At 62.7% G+C, this 16,943-nt stretch carries 14 protein-coding genes; all 14 read right to left on the reverse strand.

Annotated elements, in window-relative coordinates; all coding sequences use genetic code 11:
• Positions 1 to 41: 41 nt before the first annotated feature.
• The 14 genes from F591_RS0101575 to F591_RS27150 all read right to left on the reverse strand — a co-directional run bounded on the left by F591_RS0101575 (position 42) and on the right by F591_RS27150 (position 16,771).
• Positions 42 to 335, reverse strand: coding sequence for a hypothetical protein (locus F591_RS0101575; RefSeq protein WP_019532826.1), 294 nt, complete (start codon positions 333 to 335; stop codon positions 42 to 44).
• On the reverse strand, positions 332 to 676 hold the full coding sequence (locus F591_RS0101580; RefSeq protein WP_019532827.1) for an alpha-helical endospore appendage domain-containing protein: 345 nt from the start codon (positions 674 to 676) through the stop codon (positions 332 to 334). The genes F591_RS0101575 and F591_RS0101580 overlap by 4 nt, the downstream gene beginning before the upstream one ends.
• A gap of 40 nt (positions 677 to 716) precedes the next feature.
• The gene (locus tag F591_RS0101585; protein ID WP_019532828.1) at positions 717 to 1,043 is read right to left on the reverse strand and encodes a hypothetical protein; all 327 of its coding nucleotides are present in this window, start codon (positions 1,041 to 1,043) and stop codon (positions 717 to 719) included.
• 85 nt (positions 1,044 to 1,128) lie between these two features.
• Positions 1,129 to 1,857: a glycosyltransferase family 2 protein gene (locus tag F591_RS0101590; protein ID WP_019532829.1), complete on the reverse strand. Its 729-nt coding sequence runs from the start codon at positions 1,855 to 1,857 to the stop codon at positions 1,129 to 1,131.
• Entirely contained in the window at positions 1,854 to 2,972 is a 1,119-nt protein-coding gene (locus F591_RS27145; protein WP_019532830.1) for a glycosyltransferase, read from the reverse strand. The genes F591_RS0101590 and F591_RS27145 overlap by 4 nt, the downstream gene beginning before the upstream one ends.
• 9 nt (positions 2,973 to 2,981) lie before the next feature.
• Positions 2,982 to 3,776 (reverse strand): glycosyltransferase family 2 protein, encoded by a 795-nt coding sequence (locus F591_RS0101600; RefSeq protein WP_019532831.1) that lies wholly within the window; start codon positions 3,774 to 3,776, stop codon positions 2,982 to 2,984.
• Between the two features lie 96 nt (positions 3,777 to 3,872).
• Positions 3,873 to 4,106 (reverse strand): hypothetical protein, encoded by a 234-nt coding sequence (locus F591_RS0101605; RefSeq protein WP_019532832.1) that lies wholly within the window; start codon positions 4,104 to 4,106, stop codon positions 3,873 to 3,875.
• A 71-nt stretch (positions 4,107 to 4,177) separates the two neighbouring features.
• Positions 4,178 to 5,287 (reverse strand): CgeB family protein, encoded by a 1,110-nt coding sequence (locus F591_RS0101610; protein WP_019532833.1) that lies wholly within the window; start codon positions 5,285 to 5,287, stop codon positions 4,178 to 4,180.
• A gap of 19 nt (positions 5,288 to 5,306) precedes the next feature.
• A complete protein-coding gene (locus F591_RS0101615) occupies positions 5,307 to 6,419 on the reverse strand; it encodes a CgeB family protein (protein WP_019532834.1) in 1,113 nt (370 codons plus the stop codon).
• A 54-nt stretch (positions 6,420 to 6,473) separates the two neighbouring features.
• Entirely contained in the window at positions 6,474 to 6,935 is a 462-nt protein-coding gene (locus F591_RS0101620) for a dTDP-4-dehydrorhamnose 3,5-epimerase family protein (RefSeq protein ID WP_019532835.1), read from the reverse strand.
• On the reverse strand, positions 6,932 to 7,804 hold the full coding sequence (gene rfbD, locus F591_RS0101625) for a dTDP-4-dehydrorhamnose reductase (protein WP_019532836.1): 873 nt from the start codon (positions 7,802 to 7,804) through the stop codon (positions 6,932 to 6,934). Before rfbD ends, F591_RS0101620 begins: the two co-directional genes overlap by 4 nt.
• Positions 7,801 to 8,820 carry a dTDP-glucose 4,6-dehydratase gene (rfbB, locus tag F591_RS0101630; RefSeq protein WP_019532837.1) on the reverse strand — a complete coding sequence of 340 codons (1,020 nt, stop codon included), beginning with the start codon at positions 8,818 to 8,820 and terminating at the stop codon, positions 7,801 to 7,803. Before rfbB ends, rfbD begins: the two co-directional genes overlap by 4 nt.
• Complete coding sequence (locus F591_RS0101635) at positions 8,817 to 9,539, reverse strand: sugar phosphate nucleotidyltransferase (RefSeq protein ID WP_019532838.1); 723 nt, start codon at positions 9,537 to 9,539, stop codon at positions 8,817 to 8,819. Before F591_RS0101635 ends, rfbB begins: the two co-directional genes overlap by 4 nt.
• Before the next feature lie 851 nt (positions 9,540 to 10,390).
• Positions 10,391 to 16,771, reverse strand: coding sequence for a WIAG-tail domain (locus F591_RS27150; protein ID WP_040740736.1), 6,381 nt, complete (start codon positions 16,769 to 16,771; stop codon positions 10,391 to 10,393).
• Between the last annotated feature and the right edge of the window lie 172 nt (positions 16,772 to 16,943).

The following is a 16,943-nucleotide window of genomic DNA, read 5'->3' on the forward strand; positions in this document are numbered from 1 at the left end:
GCAGCTGCAAAGTCCCTCCGCTTGCAGAGGCTGCGAGGGGACTATGGTTTCGCAGCCCCCGCTCTTCTTCCCGGCCTCAGCTTATCCGAAAACCACACCTTGCCCGGGCGGCCGCGGCGGATGCGGCGAAACCGCACGCCGGCGATGTTCGCGGCGATCGCGCGCTGGCAGCGGGCGATCGCCTCCGCGTGCTCCGCCAAATCGCGGGCCGCGGCGCCGCTAATCTCCGACAAGTCCGCCATGCTCTCGATCATCCTTGCCAAAGCCCGTTGACTGCGCGCCAAAGATTGCAAAATATGAAGCTTGACGAGCTCCTGCGCTTCCAGCCGGTTCATCGGCTATCTCCTCCGAACGGGAACATATCGCCAAAATCGCTTGTGCTGGAATCTCCCCCTTCGCTATCGCCGCTGTCTCCGAGGATGACCGACAAATGCTTGGCGAGCGCCTGCTCCATCTTGGTTAACCCGTCGATCACTTCAATCAGCTGTTCGTGAACCTCCAGCGTCTTTTTCACCTGGCTGTCATGATCCTCAAAGTGAATATTGCCGAGGTGATTTACGATCCATTGGGTCGACCGCGCCGCCTCCACGGCCTTGGCCTCCAAAATTAGCGCCACATTGTGCTGGAAATGGCTGGACGCCATCAGCATCTTCTGATAAGACTCCGTTCTGCTCATCCAGATCCCACCTTGCTCTCGCATTCAGACGCCCTGACGATCACTCTTCCCCTTCCGGGATATTCACCTCTTTGAGCAAATAACTCAAATGATCGGCCAGCGTATCCTCCAAATCGGCCAGACTGTTCAAATAGGCGGCGACATTTTTGGTAACGGCCAGCGAATTTCCCATCAGCTCCTCAATCCCGCCAAAGCCTGGATTATGGGGCGGAATGTCGTGAACAAGCTGGGCCATGTGGACCGCAGTATGCCGCTCTGCCGCAATGATTTTGGCCATCTCCGTCTGGGAAACGGCCATGTTTTCGATCATTTTCGTAATTTCCCGCTGCACGCTGCTTCCTCCCTGCTCCCGACCCGATTCGATCATATGTCTTTTCCCAATCACAACATATGCATTCGCAGGCCGGGAAGATACCGACAGCCGCCCAGGCGCCGGCAGGCGGACCTTGGCGCTACATCATCCCGGCAGGATCGACGCCCCACTTGTCGACGAATTTTTGCCGGTTGAGCTCAATGAGCCGCTGCATGAGCTCGCTCCCTTCCTTCCGGAAGCTTGCGCTGCCGTGATGGAAGACGAACGAATCTCCGGCAATCATCAGTCTGTAGCCTGCCTGGCGGGCCCGGTAGCAATAATCGTCGTCCTCGTAATGGCCTGGCGAGAACCGTTCGTCAAGCAGTCCGATGCGCTCCATCAGCACGCGGCGGAACAGAAAGCACAGGCCGACGATGCGCTGCACCTCCTGCCATTTGCCGCTGTCCGGCACGTTCCAGCGCGCGGCCATCTCGTCGACCGAGGTGAACGGCTCCTGGATTTGCTGCCTGCCGCTGGCGTAATTGGACATCGGCCCGACGATGCCGATATCGTCCCTGCTGTACAAACAGCGAAGCATATTGTCCAGCGCGCCGCGCGTCATGAGCGTATCGTTGTTCAAAAGCAGCAGCTCGTCGCCGATCGCCGCCAGCATGCCCAAGTTGCACGCTGCGGGAAATCCCCGGTTGTCGGGAAGGGAAATGACCCGCAGCCGCTGATTCAGGCAATACTCGGCGGAGCCGTCCCGCGACCCGTTATCGACGACGATCACTTCATACGGCATATGCACGTGCCGAATGATCGATTCGACGCACGGCTTCAGTACGGATAACCCGTTATAATTCGGGATGATAATGCTCGTCAACGTCATTGCGGCACCTCCCCGGCCATGCTTCGGCGGCGTATCGTATCGTCGTAGCGCAGCCGCGCTCCCGCCAAAGCGCTGGCCATATGCAGCGCCTCGATATGATCGCCGACGATCAGTTGGGCCATCCTGTTGTTCATCCCGCGATTCGCAGGCCGGCGCTTGTTGGCGCGAATGACGTTTACGCTGCCCGCCGTGCCTACGGCCAGCCCCGACAGCAAGGCTCGCGCTTGCGCCTTCGGCGGCACCATGAAGGACTGGGGACCGAGCGTATCGATCGCCTTCCGCGAGACGGCGTGAGGCACGGCGGTCAGCGAAGCGGCCCGCAGATCGGGACGGCCGAGCGCCGTGTTGAGAAATTGCTTCCAGCCGGTAACCGCGTCCTGGCGATAAAAGGGGCCGAGATACGGTCCGATATCGTTCAGCGCCACATCGAGCCCGCTCCCGATGCCATGCAGGAACGGAACCAGCTGCTCCGCGCTGACGGCAAAGTCGCCGTCAAGGAACAGCACCGTATCGGCACGGGCCAGCTTCGCCCCCAGAGCCCGCCCGACATCGTGCCCGAGCGGCTGCGGCTCGTTGACGACGATAGCCCCGGGCACCGACCGCGCCCGCCGAAAGCTGGCGTCGACGGAGCCGTTCACGACGACGATCAGCTCGTCGGCAGGGAGCCGGCTGATCTGGGCCAGCACCGCGCCCAGCGTCCTCCCCTCATTCATCGCGGTGACGACGACGGCGAACGACCGGTCTGTCGGCACAAGCACCCAGGCGGGCGCCGGGCGGCGAAGAGCATGGAAAAAGCCGCGCACATACCCTTTCATCATCGCATGATACCTGGGCCAGGACATCGCCTCCATCGCCCGGCCGGCCGCCAGCCGCGATGCCCATAATCGGTTCAACGCTTTGGGGTGAACGCGCTCCCTGGCGGCCGCATGCTTCAACCCATCCTCGCGTCCCCAGCGAAAGCCGAGCCGGTAAGCCGGGGACGAACGGCCCGGCTGCGGCCGGAGCCTGACAAGCGGCCGCCCGGAGCGCGTCCTGCCGGCCGTCTTCCCGGCAGACGCTCTTCGGGGCGGCCCGGATTGCCGTAATGGCTGGCGGTGCCGACGTCGTATGCTCATTCGTTTTGCTCACCTCACCATATTCCGCTTGCGCGTCAAATCCGTATGTCGGCCTCTTTCATCGGTCTGTTCCGTCAACCACTGCATCGCTTCCAAATGATCCCCGACGATTAATGCCGCGAGCGGATCGCCTCCCTGAGTCCGCGCGCGGCGAACCGGGTTGAGCGGCGCCACATTGACCAGGTGAACCGCTTGTACGCGCAGCCCGAAGATGACAGCCATAGCCAGCGCCTTGGGAGGCACGCACAGCGAATCGGCGCCGATCGCGTTCAGCGCCCTGCGGCTGAGCGCATGGGGAACGGTCGTCAACGACGCCCCCCGCAGATCCGCCCTGCCGAGCGCCGCATTCAGCGCGTGCTTGGCAACGACGACGGGATGCGGATATTTGCTGCGCACCGGGCCGAGGTAGCGGTTCAATGCGACGTCTGTTCCTTTCGCGACCGCCGCGATAAAAGGCCGAAGCTGCGATGCCGCAATGCGCATATCGCCGTCCACAAACAAAATAATGTCGCCGGTCGCATGCCTCGCCCCGACGCTTCGGCCGACGTCGTGACCGAGAGGCTCGGCGAACCGGATGACGTTCACGCCAAGCGCATGCGCCAGCTCATCGGAGCCGTCCGTGCTGCCGTTGGCGACAACGATGATTTCCGGCGGCGGCAAGGTCAGCTTGCGCACTTCGCGAAGCACATATGGCAAAGTCCGGCGCTCATTCATGACCGGGACGACGACGGATACCTTGAGCCCCGAGAGGGCCGCGGGCCTGAGCGGCCGGCCGCAGGCGCTTCGCTTGAGTCTGGTTCGCATATCTCCCTCCCCCTATCCTGATCGTGCGACGAAATCCGTCGGCGAATTTTCGGCAAGCCGCGGGCGGGCGACCGGTGACGATGCATTCGCGCGTCGTCAGCCGCTTGCCAGCCCGGCGCGCAAGCCTTCTTGATAACCTTTCTGAAACGCTTCGTCATAGGCCTGATCGAAAGCGGCGTTGTACGCCTGCGCATAGGTGATTCCCGGCGTACGCTTCGGCTTCCTTTTAGCCGTTCTCCGCCGCGTCCGCACAGCTCGCTTGCGCAAGCGTTGCGGACGTTTGCGCCTGAGCGAGCCCGTCCTGCGAACCCGTCGTCTGACTTTTCGCAATCTGATTCCCTCCTTCGCGCGGGCCCATTCGCTCCGGTGGTTCGTCCTGCCTGCGAATCCGAAGCCCGGTTTTACCCGAACAAAATGCCCAGCATGCGGTCCAGCCGATGCACGTACGTATGCTCCTGCAGCGTCCGGCGCAGCGCATTCAAGGCGATGGCCGTCCGCTCCTCCTCATGAGCGAGATAGTAATCGATTTTTTGCATCAGCTCCTCCGGCGAGGAATAAGTGACGATTTCCTTGCCCGGCTCATAGAAGCGTCCGAGGTCGCTGCGGACATCGGTCATCTGCAGCGTCCCGCTGCCGGCGATCTCGAACGTGCGCGGGTTGGGGGACACCGCGCCGATCCCTTGCGTGTTCTTGTTGTAGGTCGGATCGATCGTCGAGCGGTGAAGATTGATGACGATTTTGGAGCCGTAATAGTAGGAAGCCGTCTCTTCGGCCTCCATCCATTTGCCCAGCTCGATCTTCGAGGCCAGCTGCTTGTAGTGGCGCAGCCGGTCCCACCAAATTCCTGAAATATACGTGTGCCTTTCCGCGAGAAACGAGGCGATGCGGTCGAAGAAATCGACCCGCGACCAGTAGGCGGAACCGATAAAGCTGATATCGTAACGGTAATTCACCGGAATCGGCTTCGGCCGGTATATCGCCGGATTGGCCGCGAAGGGCAAATAATGCACCTGCCGGCAGCCGCGGTCCAGGTAGAAGGGCACGCATTCCAGCTCCAGAGTAAAGATGACATCGTAATGCTCTGCCAGCAATGCCGTGACATCCGTATAATACGGATCGTCGGTAAACCAGATCGCCGTGCGGATGCCCGCTTCGCGAATGGCGTCGATGTGCTCGACCGGGCAGGCCAGCCCTTCCAGCACAAGCACCACATCGGGCCGGTGCCGCATAGCCACCTTGACCAGGTTGTCGTTCGGGCTTAGAACGAGCAGCTTGCGCACCAGTCCCTGCAATGTTTCAATGATCGATTGATCGAGCGGGGAATAGGGAAATCCTTTGCCCGATGTCACATACATCAGCTTGACGTCCCGCCGGGCCGGCGCCGGATCGGGCACCTGCTGCCGGACCGCTTCGCACAGGCCGAGGTGATAACCGAGGGGCAGCCCCGTCCGGTATCCGTGTTCCCAGCCTCGACTCCATCCGATCGATGCTCGCGGTTTGCGTTGCGCCACCTTGCGTTCACCTCCTTGGTTAATAACCGAGCCGGCTCAGCAGCTGATCGGCGCGCACGACGAACGAATGCTGCTGCAGCGTCCGTTTCAAGCCGTTGTAAGCCAAAGCGCGGCGTTCATCCTCGTGCTTCAAATAATAATCGATCCGGCCGGCCAGCTCCTCCGGGGAGTTATATGTGGCGATGTCGATGCCAGGCGCATAATGCAGCGGCAAATCTTGTCTGACGTCGGTCAACTGGAACGCGCCGCAGGCGGCGATTTCGTAAGTTCGGGGATTGACCGACAGCCCCTTGATCCCCCGGGAATTCCGATTATCCTCCGAATGCTCCCAGCCGCGATGCAGATTGATAACGATTTTGGCGCCGTTGTAATATTTGATCGATTCCTCCACCGGCACGCCGCTGCCGATGATCTGGTTTTGCAGCAGCCGGAACTTCGCCATTCGTTCCCATTTCCCGCCGGCGATCACGACTTTTTTGCCGACCAAATACGGCGCCAAACGGTCGAAAAACCGGATTCGATTCCAAAATCCGGTCCCGACAAAACAGACGTCGCTGCGGTACGACGGCGGCACGGGCTGAGGCCGGAACAGCTCGGCGTTCACCGCCAGCGGCATATAGAAGACGTTCGGGCAGCCGAGAGATTTGTAAAAATCGATGCAGCCCTGCTCGTGAGTGGCGACGAAGTCGTAATGCGGAGCGATGGCCGCCGTTTCATCGGTAAAATACGGATCGTCGGCAAACCAGATTGCGGTCTTGATCCCCAGCTTGCGGATCGTATCGATCTGCGCCAGATGGTCCTGCGGAAAAACGTGCAGGCCGTTCATAACGAGCACCAGGTGCGGCTTGTGCACGGCGGCCTGGGCGGCCATCCCGCTCGGCGAGCCGACAATCAGTTCGCCGACGCATCGCTCCAGTCCGCTGGCGGCTCCGTTGTCGATTGCCGGAAAGCCCTGAGGAATAAACAACACTTTCACATTCCGGACAGGGGGCGCCCAGGAAGGGGTCAGACGGCGAACCGCCTCGCACCGTCCGCAATGGTACCCGCTTTCCCAACCCAGCTGTTCCCCGTCCCACCGTCCGCGCTGGCTTCCGGCCGCTGCGGCGCGGGAGGAACGATTCGAGCGAACCATGAGATACGCCTCCTTCCGCTTGAATATCCCGATCTTGGCTGCCAGGCGACAAGCTCAGCGGAACCGGGTCGTCCAGTCGAAGCCGATGGTCGGATCGTCGTAGGCAATCCTGAACTCGTCGGGCTGCTTCGGATCATAAGCTTGATTCGTGAAATAAACGATCGTAACGGGCTTCGTCCCGAGCACTCTGTAGCCGTGCGCCACGCCGCGGGGAATAAGCAGCAAATACGGCGTCTCCTCGCCCATGTAGTATACGGCCGTCTTCCCTTTGGTCGCCGAATGGGGACGCAAGTCGTGAAGCACGACCTGCGCGTGTCCGCTCGGAAAAAACCAGATGTCGTCCTGCCGCTCGTGGTAATGAAAAGCTTTGATGACGCCCGGAAAAGTCATCGACAGCGACGCTTGACCGAAATGCTCGAACATGTCGTCGTCCTCCCGCAGCAGCTCCATAAAATACCCGCGGTCGTCGCTGTGCTTGACGAGCATTTTCTGCGCTACGCCTTCAATCGTGCTCATGAATCCCGCTCCTTTCTTCTGCTGTAGCCCAGATCATCCTGCACAAAGGCTTTCAGCGCCGGCTGCCATTCCCGCATCCGGGCTAGCCCGGCGTGCCGCAGGGCGGCGTCGTCCAGCGCCGAATAGGCCGGCCTTGCCGCAGGCAGCGCAAGCTGATCGGAGCGGATCGGCACCACCCTGACATCGTCCCACCCACCCAGCCGGACGATGGCTTCGGCGAACTGGGCGCGCGAGCACCAGCCGCGATTGGCCGCATGATAGACGCCGTACCGCTCCGTTGGCAGCAGCCAGCCGATGCATTCGGCCAGATCGTACGTATAGGTGGGCGATCCGACTTCATCGTCTACCACCGTCAGCTCTTTGCGCCGCTCGGCCTGCGCCAATATTTTGGTCACGAAATTGCTGCCGTGCTTCCCGTAAAGCCAGGACGTGCGCACGATAAAATGCTTGCTGCAAAACGCGCGGACGAACTTCTCTCCGAGCAGCTTCGACTCCCCGTAGGCGCTGAGCGGGTTCGTCGGATCATGCTCGGTATACGGCTCGCCCTTGCGCCCGTCAAACACATAGTCGGTGCTGACATATACCAGCTTCGCATCGATCGCCGCGGCCGCCTGCGCCATATGGCAGGCGCCGAACGCATTAACCATGAAGGCATCGTCCGGGTGCGCTTCGGCCAGGTCGACCTGCGTATAGGCGGCTGCATGCACGATGGCGTCAGGCCTGAGCCACGCCGTCCGCTCCTGCACGAGCCGGCGGTCGGTGACATCGAACTCCTGGCGCGTCCAGCCAATGCATTCATGCCGGGGGGCCAGCACCCGCAGCAAATCTTGGCCGAGCTGCCCTCCGGCTCCCGTAATGAGCACCTTCATGACGCACCTCCGGCTCCGTTCTCCGCCGAAGCAGGGGAGGCTGGGGATTTCAGCAGCGGACGCCACCAGTCCTGCCGCTCGATGTACCATTCCACCGTCCGCGCGATGCCTTCCTCAAGCGAATAGCGGGGCTGCCAGCCGAGCTCCCGGCGGATTTTGCCGGCATCGATAGCGTAGCGGCGATCGTGCCCCGGCCGGTCGGCGACGAAGCGCAGCAGCGATTCCGGCTTGCCGAGCAGGCCGAGGATCGTCCGGGCAATCTCCACATTCGTGCGCTCGTTGCCGCCTCCGACATTGTAGACTTGCCCGGGCTTGCCGCCGAGCAGAGCGAGCTCGACGGCGGAGCAGTGATCCTCCACATACAGCCAATCGCGAACGTTAAGGCCGTCTCCGTACACAGGGATCGGCTGATCGTCCAGCGCCCGGGTAATGATCGTCGGAATCAGCTTTTCCGGATATTGATAAGGCCCGTAATTGTTGGAGCAGCGGGTAATGATGACGGGTAGCCCGTACGTCTCGCCGTACGCCCGGACCATCAGATCCGAGCCGGCCTTGCTTGCGGAGTACGGGCTGTTCGGGGCCAGCGGCGTTTCCTCCGTGAACAGCCCTTCCGGCCCCAAGGTGCCGTACACTTCATCTGTGGAAATATGCACAAAACGGCGCACGCCCTTGCTCCGGGCCGCCTCAAGCAAACATTGCGTGCCCAGGACGTTCGTGCGGACGAATGCCGAAGGCTCGCTAATGCTGCGGTCGACATGGGATTCGGCGGCAAAATGCACGACGGTCGCGACGTTCTCCTCGGCGAATACCCGGTTTACCGCAGCCGCATCCGCGATATCGCCGCGCACAAACCGGTAGCCGGGATAGCCTTGCAGCGCGGCTAAATTGGCCGGATTTCCGGCATACGTCAGCAAATCATAATTCACCACCCGGTCCTCCGGATGGCGCCGCATCCAGTATCGAATGAAATGGCTGCCGATAAACCCCATTCCGCCGGTAACGAGCAGCGTGCTCATGCTTCATCACGCCCGATCATGCGAGTTCCCGCTTCCAGCAGCGCGTTGTGCGTGCCCGCATCGGTCCACCAGCCGCAGAGCATGCTGTGCGTCAGCTTGCCCTGCCTGGCATACACGTTGTTGACATCTGTAATTTCCATCTCCCCCCGCGCCGACGGCTTCAGCGTGCGGATAATGTCGAATACCGATGAATCGTACATGTATAATCCGGTCACCGCATAATCGCATGACGGCGTATCCGGCTTCTCGACGATCTTGACGATCCGTCCATCGACGATCTCCGGCACGCCGTACGCTTTCGGATCGTCTACCTTTTTCAGAAAAACATGAGCCCCTTCCCCTCGCGCGCAGAACTCCTCCACCGCCAGCCGAAGCGAATCTTCAAACAGGTTGTCGCCCAGCAGCACGAGCAGCTTCTCCCGAGGAGCGACGAAGGCTTCCGCCATCTCCAGAGCATGAGCGATCCCCCCCGCGTGTTCCTGTACCCGGTACGATACTCTGGCGCCGAAAGCTTCTCCGCTGCCGATATATTCCGCATAAATTCCCGCCGATTGCTTGCCTGTAATCAGCAGGATATCGTTCACTCCCGCATCGGTCATTTTATGGATTGCGTAATGAATCATCGGGTATTTTCCTACAGGCAGCAGGTGTTTGTTGATAATATTGGTCATCGGCCTAAGCCGCGTACCGGTTCCGCCGGCCAGTATAATTCCTTTCATCGTAGTGCTCCTTTCCCGCCGCAGCCTAGTATATACGCATAACCTGCTCTTATCTTATGCGCCCTAACGGGAAGTCAAGTGGACGGATAACACGCCTAAAGTAAAATTGGGTACATGACTCGCAAAGCACAACATTCGCTGACGACCTTGAAAAATTGCTGTTGCTGTCAAGCGTTTCTTCCTCGCGGAATCCGAATCCGTATCGGATCAGAACTCAAACCAGGCCGTCGGGGTCGGGGCAGCCCTTATCCCGCTCCCTCCCGACAAGGCAAGGGATGGCCTTAAGCAGCATCTATCGAGGGCGAAAAGCGGGCCAAGCGGGCCTTCCGGAAGCTTCTGAACTACAGCATCATCTCTAACGCTTGTGACGAGCGCTATTTTGATGAATCGCCCCCTTATTAAAATGTAACGAAACGGAGTAACGCTATTTTGTCAAAAACGGTGAATTGGGTAGCCCAAAATGCGAAATAAGGCTGCTCACAAGCGTTAGGATGCCGAATCGGCCGTTTTGGGAAAAATAAGCTCTGTGGCAAGCGTTAACCCGGCAAGACACTAATCGAAGGTTAGTGCGAGGCGAGCGATCTGCCTTTGTCGCGACCAAGAAGCGAGCTGCAGGCTATGGCCTCTTTCGCAGACCGGCTTCAAGCCATTCCTCCGTTCCCCGCATCCCCGGAATGCGTCGGCTTCCTTGATCCCATTAGGCCTCGGTCTGAATGCTTTTGGTTTTGGCCGCAAACCGTTCCCGGTGTCCATGATGCTCCTTCAAAGATAAGCAAAAACTTTTAGCCGATAAAACAACTTAAGAGGCCCCTGTCAAGGAGCCTCTTTGTGCTGAGGATGCTATTTATGCTTTACGCCTCGCCGATTGCGATCCAGTTGATAACGCCCTGAATGTCCGGAGAAAATTTACTTCTAATGATTTCCAGCACAGCTCCGTCTGTGCTTTTTTCCTTAATCGCCACATAGCAGCAGGAATGGTTGCTGTTTGCCACCAGTGCATAGGCGTCGCTGGCAAACGGTCGGTCGAAGCGGATGCTCACCTGCGCCGTCTCCATGATCGCGCCGAGTTCAAATGACGCCAATCCGAAGAACTGGACGGGAGCGGCGGGAAGCGAAGCTTGATGCTGCGGCGCCTCGGCCTTGCCGGCTGAATTCTCCGCGGCCTCCGCCTTATCGGTCAATGCTTCGGAGGCCGCGTTGCCCGCAGGCTGCTGCTCCGCGACAGTCTGACCGTTCCCTTGCTCGTTCCGGAGCTCGCTGACGACATTGTGGCTGAGCTGTTTCCAAAGCAGAGGGTCCAGATGGAGCGCGGAAATGCTGCCGGGCAGCAGGTGATACCCCGAGATGCTCTCCGCTTTAATGTGCATCCCGTCGATTTCTTCGACGGCAATATGCTCGCCGGTGATCGAACGAAGCGCCATCTTTTCCCGCGTAATCGCCCCGTCGGCCAACGCCTTCGTCGTCACCGAGCCGGCAGCCAGCGCTTCCGACGTCACCGCGCCCGGAGCCAATGCCCATGATGTCACCGCGCCGGCAACGAGCGATTTGGACGTCACCGTATTGGCGGCCAGCGCTTCCGACGTCACGGCCCCGGGGGCGATCGCCTTCGATGTTACCGAGCCGGCGGCCAGCACAGCTTTCGTTACTGCTCCTTTGGCTAGCGCCTTCGACGTCACAGCGCCTGCGGCCAAGGCCTCCGACGTTACTGCGCCGGCGGCCAACGCTTCCGTCGTCACCGAGCCGGCAGCCAACGCCTCCGACGTTACCGAGCCTGCAGCCAGAGACTCCGACGTCACCGAGCCGGCAGCCAGAGACTCCGACGTCACCGAGCCCGCGGCCAAAGCCTCCGTCGTCACCGAGCCCGCGGCCAGCGCTTCCGATGTCACCGAACCTGCGGCCAAGGCCTCTGACGTCACTGCGCCTTCTGCCAGCGCCTCCGACGTCACCGCACCTGCGGCCAACGCTTCCGACGTTACCGAGCCGGCGGCCAGCGCTTCCGATGTCACCGAACCTGCGGCCAAGGCCTCTGACGTCACCGAGCCCGCGGCCAACGCCTCCGACGTCACCGAGCCTGCAGCCAGGGCTTCCGATGTTACGGAGCCTGCGGCCAGCGCTTTCGACGTTACCGCGCCTGCGGCCAAGGCCTCTGACGTCACCGAGCCCGCGGCTAAGGCTTCTGACGTCACCGAGCCCGCGGCCAACGCTTTCGACGTTACCGCGCCTGCGGCCAAGGCCTCTGACGTCACCGCGCCCGCGGCTAAGGCTTCTGACGTCACCGAGCCCGCGGCCAACGCTTCCGATGTCACCGAACCTGCAGCCAAGGCTTCCGACGTTACCGAGCCTGCAGCCAGAGACTCCGACGTCACCGAGCCTGCAGCCAGAGACTCCGACGTCACCGAGCCTGCAGCCAGGGCTTCCGACGTCACCGAGCCTGCAGCCAGGGCTTCCGATGTTACGGAGCCTGCGGCCAACGCCTCCGTCGTCACCGAGCCTGCAGCCAACGCCTCCGACGTCACCGAGCCTGCGGCCAACGCTTCCGATGTCACCGAACCTGCAGCCAAGGCTTCCGACGTTACCGAGCCTGCGGCCAAGGCCTCTGACGTCACCGAGCCCGCGGCTAAGGCTTCTGACGTCACCGAGCCCGCGGCTAAGGCTTCTGACGTCACCGAGCCCGCGGCCAACGCTTCCCGCGTTACCGAACCCGCAGCCAACGCCTCCGACGTCACTGCTCCCGCAGCCAACGCTTCCGATGTCACCGCGCCGGCGGCCAATGCCTCTGACGTCACCGCGCCGGCGGCCAACGCCTCCGTCGTCACCGAGCCGGCGGCCAACGCTTCCGGCGTCACCGAACCTGCGGCCAGCGCTTCCGACGTCACCGAGCCGGCGGCCAACGCCTCCGACGTCACTGCTCCCGCAGCCAACGCTTCCGATGTCACCGCGCCGGCGGCCAATGCCTCTGACGTCACCGCGCCGGCGGCCAACGCCTCCGACGTCACCGAGCCTGCGGCCAACGCTTCCGGCGTCACCGAGCCCGCGGCCAACGCCTCCGTCGTCACCGAGCCCGCGGCCAGCGCCTCCGACGTTACCGCACGTGCGGCCAAGGCCTCCGACGTCACCGAGCCTGCGGCCAGCGCTTCCGACGTCACCGAGCCTTCCGCAAGCGTCCAGGCTTTGACCGCTCCGGCAGCCAACGCCTCGGAGGTGACGGCTCCGGAGGCCAGCGCCCATGACGTGACCGATCCTTCAGCCAGCGCTTTCGGCGTCACCGCGCCTGCGGCCAGCGACCCTGCCGTCACGGATTCCGCCGCCAGCGCTTCCGACGTCACCGAGCCGGCGCTCAGCGCTTCCCGCGTAATCGCCCCGGGGGCAATCGTCCATGACTTGACAGCTCCCTCGGCCAGCGCATCGGAGGTGACGGCACCGGAGGCCAACGCCCACGCCGTTACTGCTCCCCCGGCCAGCGCTTTCGGCGTCACTGAGCCGGCAGCCAAAGCCTTCGACGTCACCGATTCTGCCGCCAGCGCCATTGCCGTCACCGAACCCGCCGCCAACGCTTCCGGCGTTACCGCGCCCGCGGCCAACGCTTCCGACGTCACCGCGCCCGCAGCCAACGCCTCCGACGTCACCGAGTCCGCGGCCAGCGCTTCCGACGTCACCGAGTCCGCAGCCAACGCCTCCGACGTCACCGCGCCCGCAGCCAACGCCTCCGACGTTACCGCGCCAGCAGCCAGCGCTTCTGACGTCACCGCGCCCACGGCCAACGCTTCCGACGTTACCGCGCCAGCAGCCAACGCCTCCGGCGTTACCGCGCCCGCAGCCAACGCTTCCCGCGTTACCGCGCCAGCAGCCAGCGAATCCGGCGTTACCGCCCCGGCAGCCAACGCTTCCGGCGTCACCGCGCCAGCGGCCAACGCCTCCGACGTCACCGCGCCGGCGGCCAGCGCTTCCGAGGTGACCGCTCTCGCGGCTAACGCCTCCGCTGTCACCGCGCCCGCAGCCAACACCTCCGACGTCACCGAACCTGCCGCCAACGCTTCCCGCGTTACCGCGCCCGCAGCCAGCGCTTCCCGCGTTACCACGCCCGCGGCCAACGCTTCCGACGTCACCGCGCCCGCAGCCAACGCCTCCGGCGTCACCGCGCCCGCAGCCAACGCCTCCGGCGTCACCGCGCCTGCGGCCAACGCTTCCGACGTCACCGCGCCCGTGGCCAACGCTTCCGACGTCACCGCGCCCGCAGCCAACGCCTCCGGCGTCACCGCGCCGGGAGCGATCGTCCATGGCTTGACGGCTCCGGACGCCAAAGCCTCACTCGTGACCGCTCCCGCGGCCAGCGCCCATGACGTGACCGCTCCTTCGGCCAGCGCGCTCGGCGTTACCGCTCCCGAAGCCAGCGCCTCCGGCGTCACGGCGCCCGCAGCCAGCGCCGCGGCAGTTACCGCCCCCGCGGCCAGCGCTCGCGCCGTTACCGCGCCCTCAGCCAGCGCTTCCGGCGTTACCGCTCCCGCGGCCAACGAATCCGACGTCACCGAGCCTGCGGCCAGCGCTTCCGAGGTGACCGCTCCCGCGGCTAACGCCCCAGGCGTCACCGCGCCTGCGGCCAGCGAATCCGACGTCACCGCGCCGGCGGCTAACGCCCCAGGCGTCACCGCGCCCGCAGCCAACGCCTCCGACGTCACCGCGCCGGAGCCGATCGCTTCTCTCGTTACCGCTCCGGGGGCCAGCGTCCACGACTTGACAGCTCCGGCCGCCAAAGTCTCGCTGGTTACCGCGCCGGCAGCCAGCGCCCATGATGTCACCGCGCCTTCAGCCAGCGCTTTCGGCGTTACCGCCCCTGTCGCCAGCGACTCTGACGTCACGGCGCCGGCGGCCAGCGCAGCCGAGGTGACCGCGCCGGCGGCTAACGCCCCAGGCGTCACCGAGCCTGCGGCCAAAGCCTCCGCTGTCACCGCGCCCGCAGCCAACGCTTCCGACGTCACCGAGCCTGCGGCCAGCGACTGCGCCGACACGGCACCCGGCGCCAGCGCTTCGGCGGTGACCGCGCCTTCTGCCAGCGCCTTCTGCGTTACGGCGCCCGGCGCCAGCGCCGCGGGAGTCACCGCTCCGGCCGCTAATATTTCCGCCGTTACCGCGCCCTCGCCCAGCGCTTCCGGCGTCACCGCGCCCGGCGCCAGCTTGTCGGCGGTCACAGCGGCGGCCGCAAGGTGATCCGAGGTGATAGCTCCTGCGGACACGTGCCTGCTGTCGATCAAGCCGTCCGCCAGATGGCCGGAGCGAATCGTTCCCTCCGCCACATGAGCGGGCATGATGCTGCCGCTGGCCAAATGCACGGGGCCGACGGACTGCGGCGCCAACTTCTCTGACGTCACCGCGCTGTCGGCCAGCTTCTCGGCGGTTACGGCGGAGGTGGCGAGCTGAGCCGATTTGACGATGGCTTTCCCGAGATGCCCTGTCTGTATAGCGCCAGGGGCAATATGGTCGGCGAGAACGGCTTCTTTGCCGATTTTATCCGTCGTAACGCTGCCTGAAGCCAGTTTGGCCGCCGTTACGGCCAGGTTGGTCAGCTTGTCGGTCGAGATCGATTCGCTCGATATTTTGGAGGTCGTTACACTGTGATTCGCCAAATGATTCGTTTGAACGGCGCCTTCCTGCAAATGCTGCAATTGGACAGCGCCTGCGGCCAGATTCTCGGCGGTCACCGCCCGGTCCTGCAGCTTGCCTGTCGATACGGACCGGTCCTGCAAATGCTCGGCGCCGACGCTGCGGTCCCCCAAATGCCCGGATAAAATCATGCGGTCCCCGATATGCGACGATCCGATGACCCCCGGAGCGATATGCGTGCCTTGCACCGCGTTTTTGGCCAGCTTGGCGGACGTCACCGCCTGATCCGACAGCTTCAAGCTGTCCACCGCACCCGCCGACAGATGCGTCGTCTCGACGCAGCCTGCGGCCAGCTGCTCCGCCTGGACGCTGCCTGCCTGAAGATGCGAGGTCGATACGCTCCGCGGCGACAAATGCCTGCCCTCCACGGCCGATTCATTCAGGTGCAGCGCCGTCACCGCGCCTTTGGCCAGCTTTTCGCCTGTTACGGATCCGCTCTTCAGGTGCGCGGCCTGGATCGATTCGTCGGCCAGATGGTGGCTTTCGATCTGCTTGGCGGCAATATTGTCGCCGCGGATCAAGCCTGGAGTCAGATGATCGTGAACGATCGATTTCAGCTGCAGATGCTCGCCGGACACGCTCCAGGGAGCCAGCTTCTCCTCCGTCACCGATTGCGGTCCCAGCTTGTCGGTCGTCACTTCTCCGTCCGCCAGCTTCGCCGCCGTCACCGCCCGGTCCCTGATTTTATCCGCCGTCACCGCGCCGTCGGCCAGTTTGGCCGTATTGATGGACTGATTCGCCAGATTGTTCGTATGAATCGCGCCGCTTTTAATTTTTTCCGACGTAATGGACTGGTTCATGATCAGTTCGCCGGAGATGGCCTCGTCGGCCAAATGCTTGGCCTGGATCGATCGTTCCGCGATTTTGACCGAATCGATCGTCTTGTCTGCAAGCTTATCGGAAGTAATGCTGTTGTCCTGCAACTTGTCGCCGCTGATGGCCCGTTCCTGAATTTTGTCGCCGGTTATCGTTCCCGTGGCGATATGCTCCCCCGTGATGGAGCGCGGAGCCAGCTTCTGCCCGTTCACGCTGTGATCGGCCAGCTTCGCCGTATCGACGGCGTAATCGGCCAGCAGCTCTCTGCCGATGCTGCCGCGCCGGATATGGCCGCCGTGAATCGCCTGGCGGGCGATCTTCTCCCCCGTCACCGATTCGTCGGCAAGATCGTCCGTATAGATATAACCGGAAGTGCCGGCCGACAGCTTGCGTTCTTTGAGCAGCTGCTTCGGCGCCGCTTCGGAGCGCGTCGGTTCCTCCGGCCTGGACGCCGCTTCCTTGCGCGCCGGAAAGATTGGCGCCATCAAGGGTTGCGGCTCCTTGGGCTGCTTCGTCTCTCCCGCAAGCGGGGCTTCCTGCTCCGCTTCCGGCTTAGCCGTCCGCTCGGGACTTGCCGGCGGCGAATCGTCCTCCTTCTCCGTGGCTAACATCGTATGATTGATGACCGCTTCGTCCTCGCGAAGCTTCCTCGCATTGTCAGGATCGTCGTCCAGCCATCTCAATTCATTGATGAACGAATCGAGCTGTTTGGGACGCAGCGGCTTTTTGCCGGAATTCCGGCGGCTTTGTTTCTTCATGCCTGCTCCTCCTCTTATATCGTTCATGGAAAGGATCTGTGGCTTGATCTGAAGATGGAATATCTTACAATAGTCATTTGCAGCATATGCATTAACCCAGAAGGAGGTCATACGCCCGCCCGAAATTAGGCGGAACTCGCTCGCCGCCGGCAGCAAACAAAAAGCGCCGTCC

This window comes from Paenibacillus ginsengihumi DSM 21568 (assembly GCF_000380965.1).
In the GTDB taxonomy this organism is placed as follows: Bacteria; Bacillota; Bacilli; order Paenibacillales; family NBRC-103111; genus Paenibacillus_G; species Paenibacillus_G ginsengihumi.

Excerpts from the sequence above, each read along its gene's own strand:
- F591_RS0101575 (WP_019532826.1), bottom strand. The coding sequence starts at position 335 with ATGAACCGGCTGGAAGCGCAGGAGCTCGTCAAGCTTCATATTTTGCAA.
- F591_RS0101580 (WP_019532827.1), bottom strand. The coding sequence starts at position 676 with ATGAGCAGAACGGAGTCTTATCAGAAGATGCTGATGGCGTCCAGCCAT.
- F591_RS0101585 (WP_019532828.1), bottom strand. The coding sequence starts at position 1,043 with ATGATCGAATCGGGTCGGGAGCAGGGAGGAAGCAGCGTGCAGCGGGAA.
- F591_RS0101590 (WP_019532829.1), bottom strand. The coding sequence starts at position 1,857 with ATGACGTTGACGAGCATTATCATCCCGAATTATAACGGGTTATCCGTA.
- F591_RS27145 (WP_019532830.1), bottom strand. The coding sequence starts at position 2,972 with ATGAGCATACGACGTCGGCACCGCCAGCCATTACGGCAATCCGGGCCG.
- F591_RS0101600 (WP_019532831.1), bottom strand. The coding sequence starts at position 3,776 with ATGCGAACCAGACTCAAGCGAAGCGCCTGCGGCCGGCCGCTCAGGCCC.
- F591_RS0101615 (WP_019532834.1), bottom strand. The coding sequence starts at position 6,419 with ATGGTTCGCTCGAATCGTTCCTCCCGCGCCGCAGCGGCCGGAAGCCAG.
- F591_RS0101620 (WP_019532835.1), bottom strand. The coding sequence starts at position 6,935 with ATGAGCACGATTGAAGGCGTAGCGCAGAAAATGCTCGTCAAGCACAGC.
- rfbD (WP_019532836.1), bottom strand. The coding sequence starts at position 7,804 with ATGAAGGTGCTCATTACGGGAGCCGGAGGGCAGCTCGGCCAAGATTTG.
- rfbB (WP_019532837.1), bottom strand. The coding sequence starts at position 8,820 with ATGAGCACGCTGCTCGTTACCGGCGGAATGGGGTTTATCGGCAGCCAT.
- F591_RS0101635 (WP_019532838.1), bottom strand. The coding sequence starts at position 9,539 with ATGAAAGGAATTATACTGGCCGGCGGAACCGGTACGCGGCTTAGGCCG.
- F591_RS27150 (WP_040740736.1), bottom strand. The coding sequence starts at position 16,771 with ATGAAGAAACAAAGCCGCCGGAATTCCGGCAAAAAGCCGCTGCGTCCC.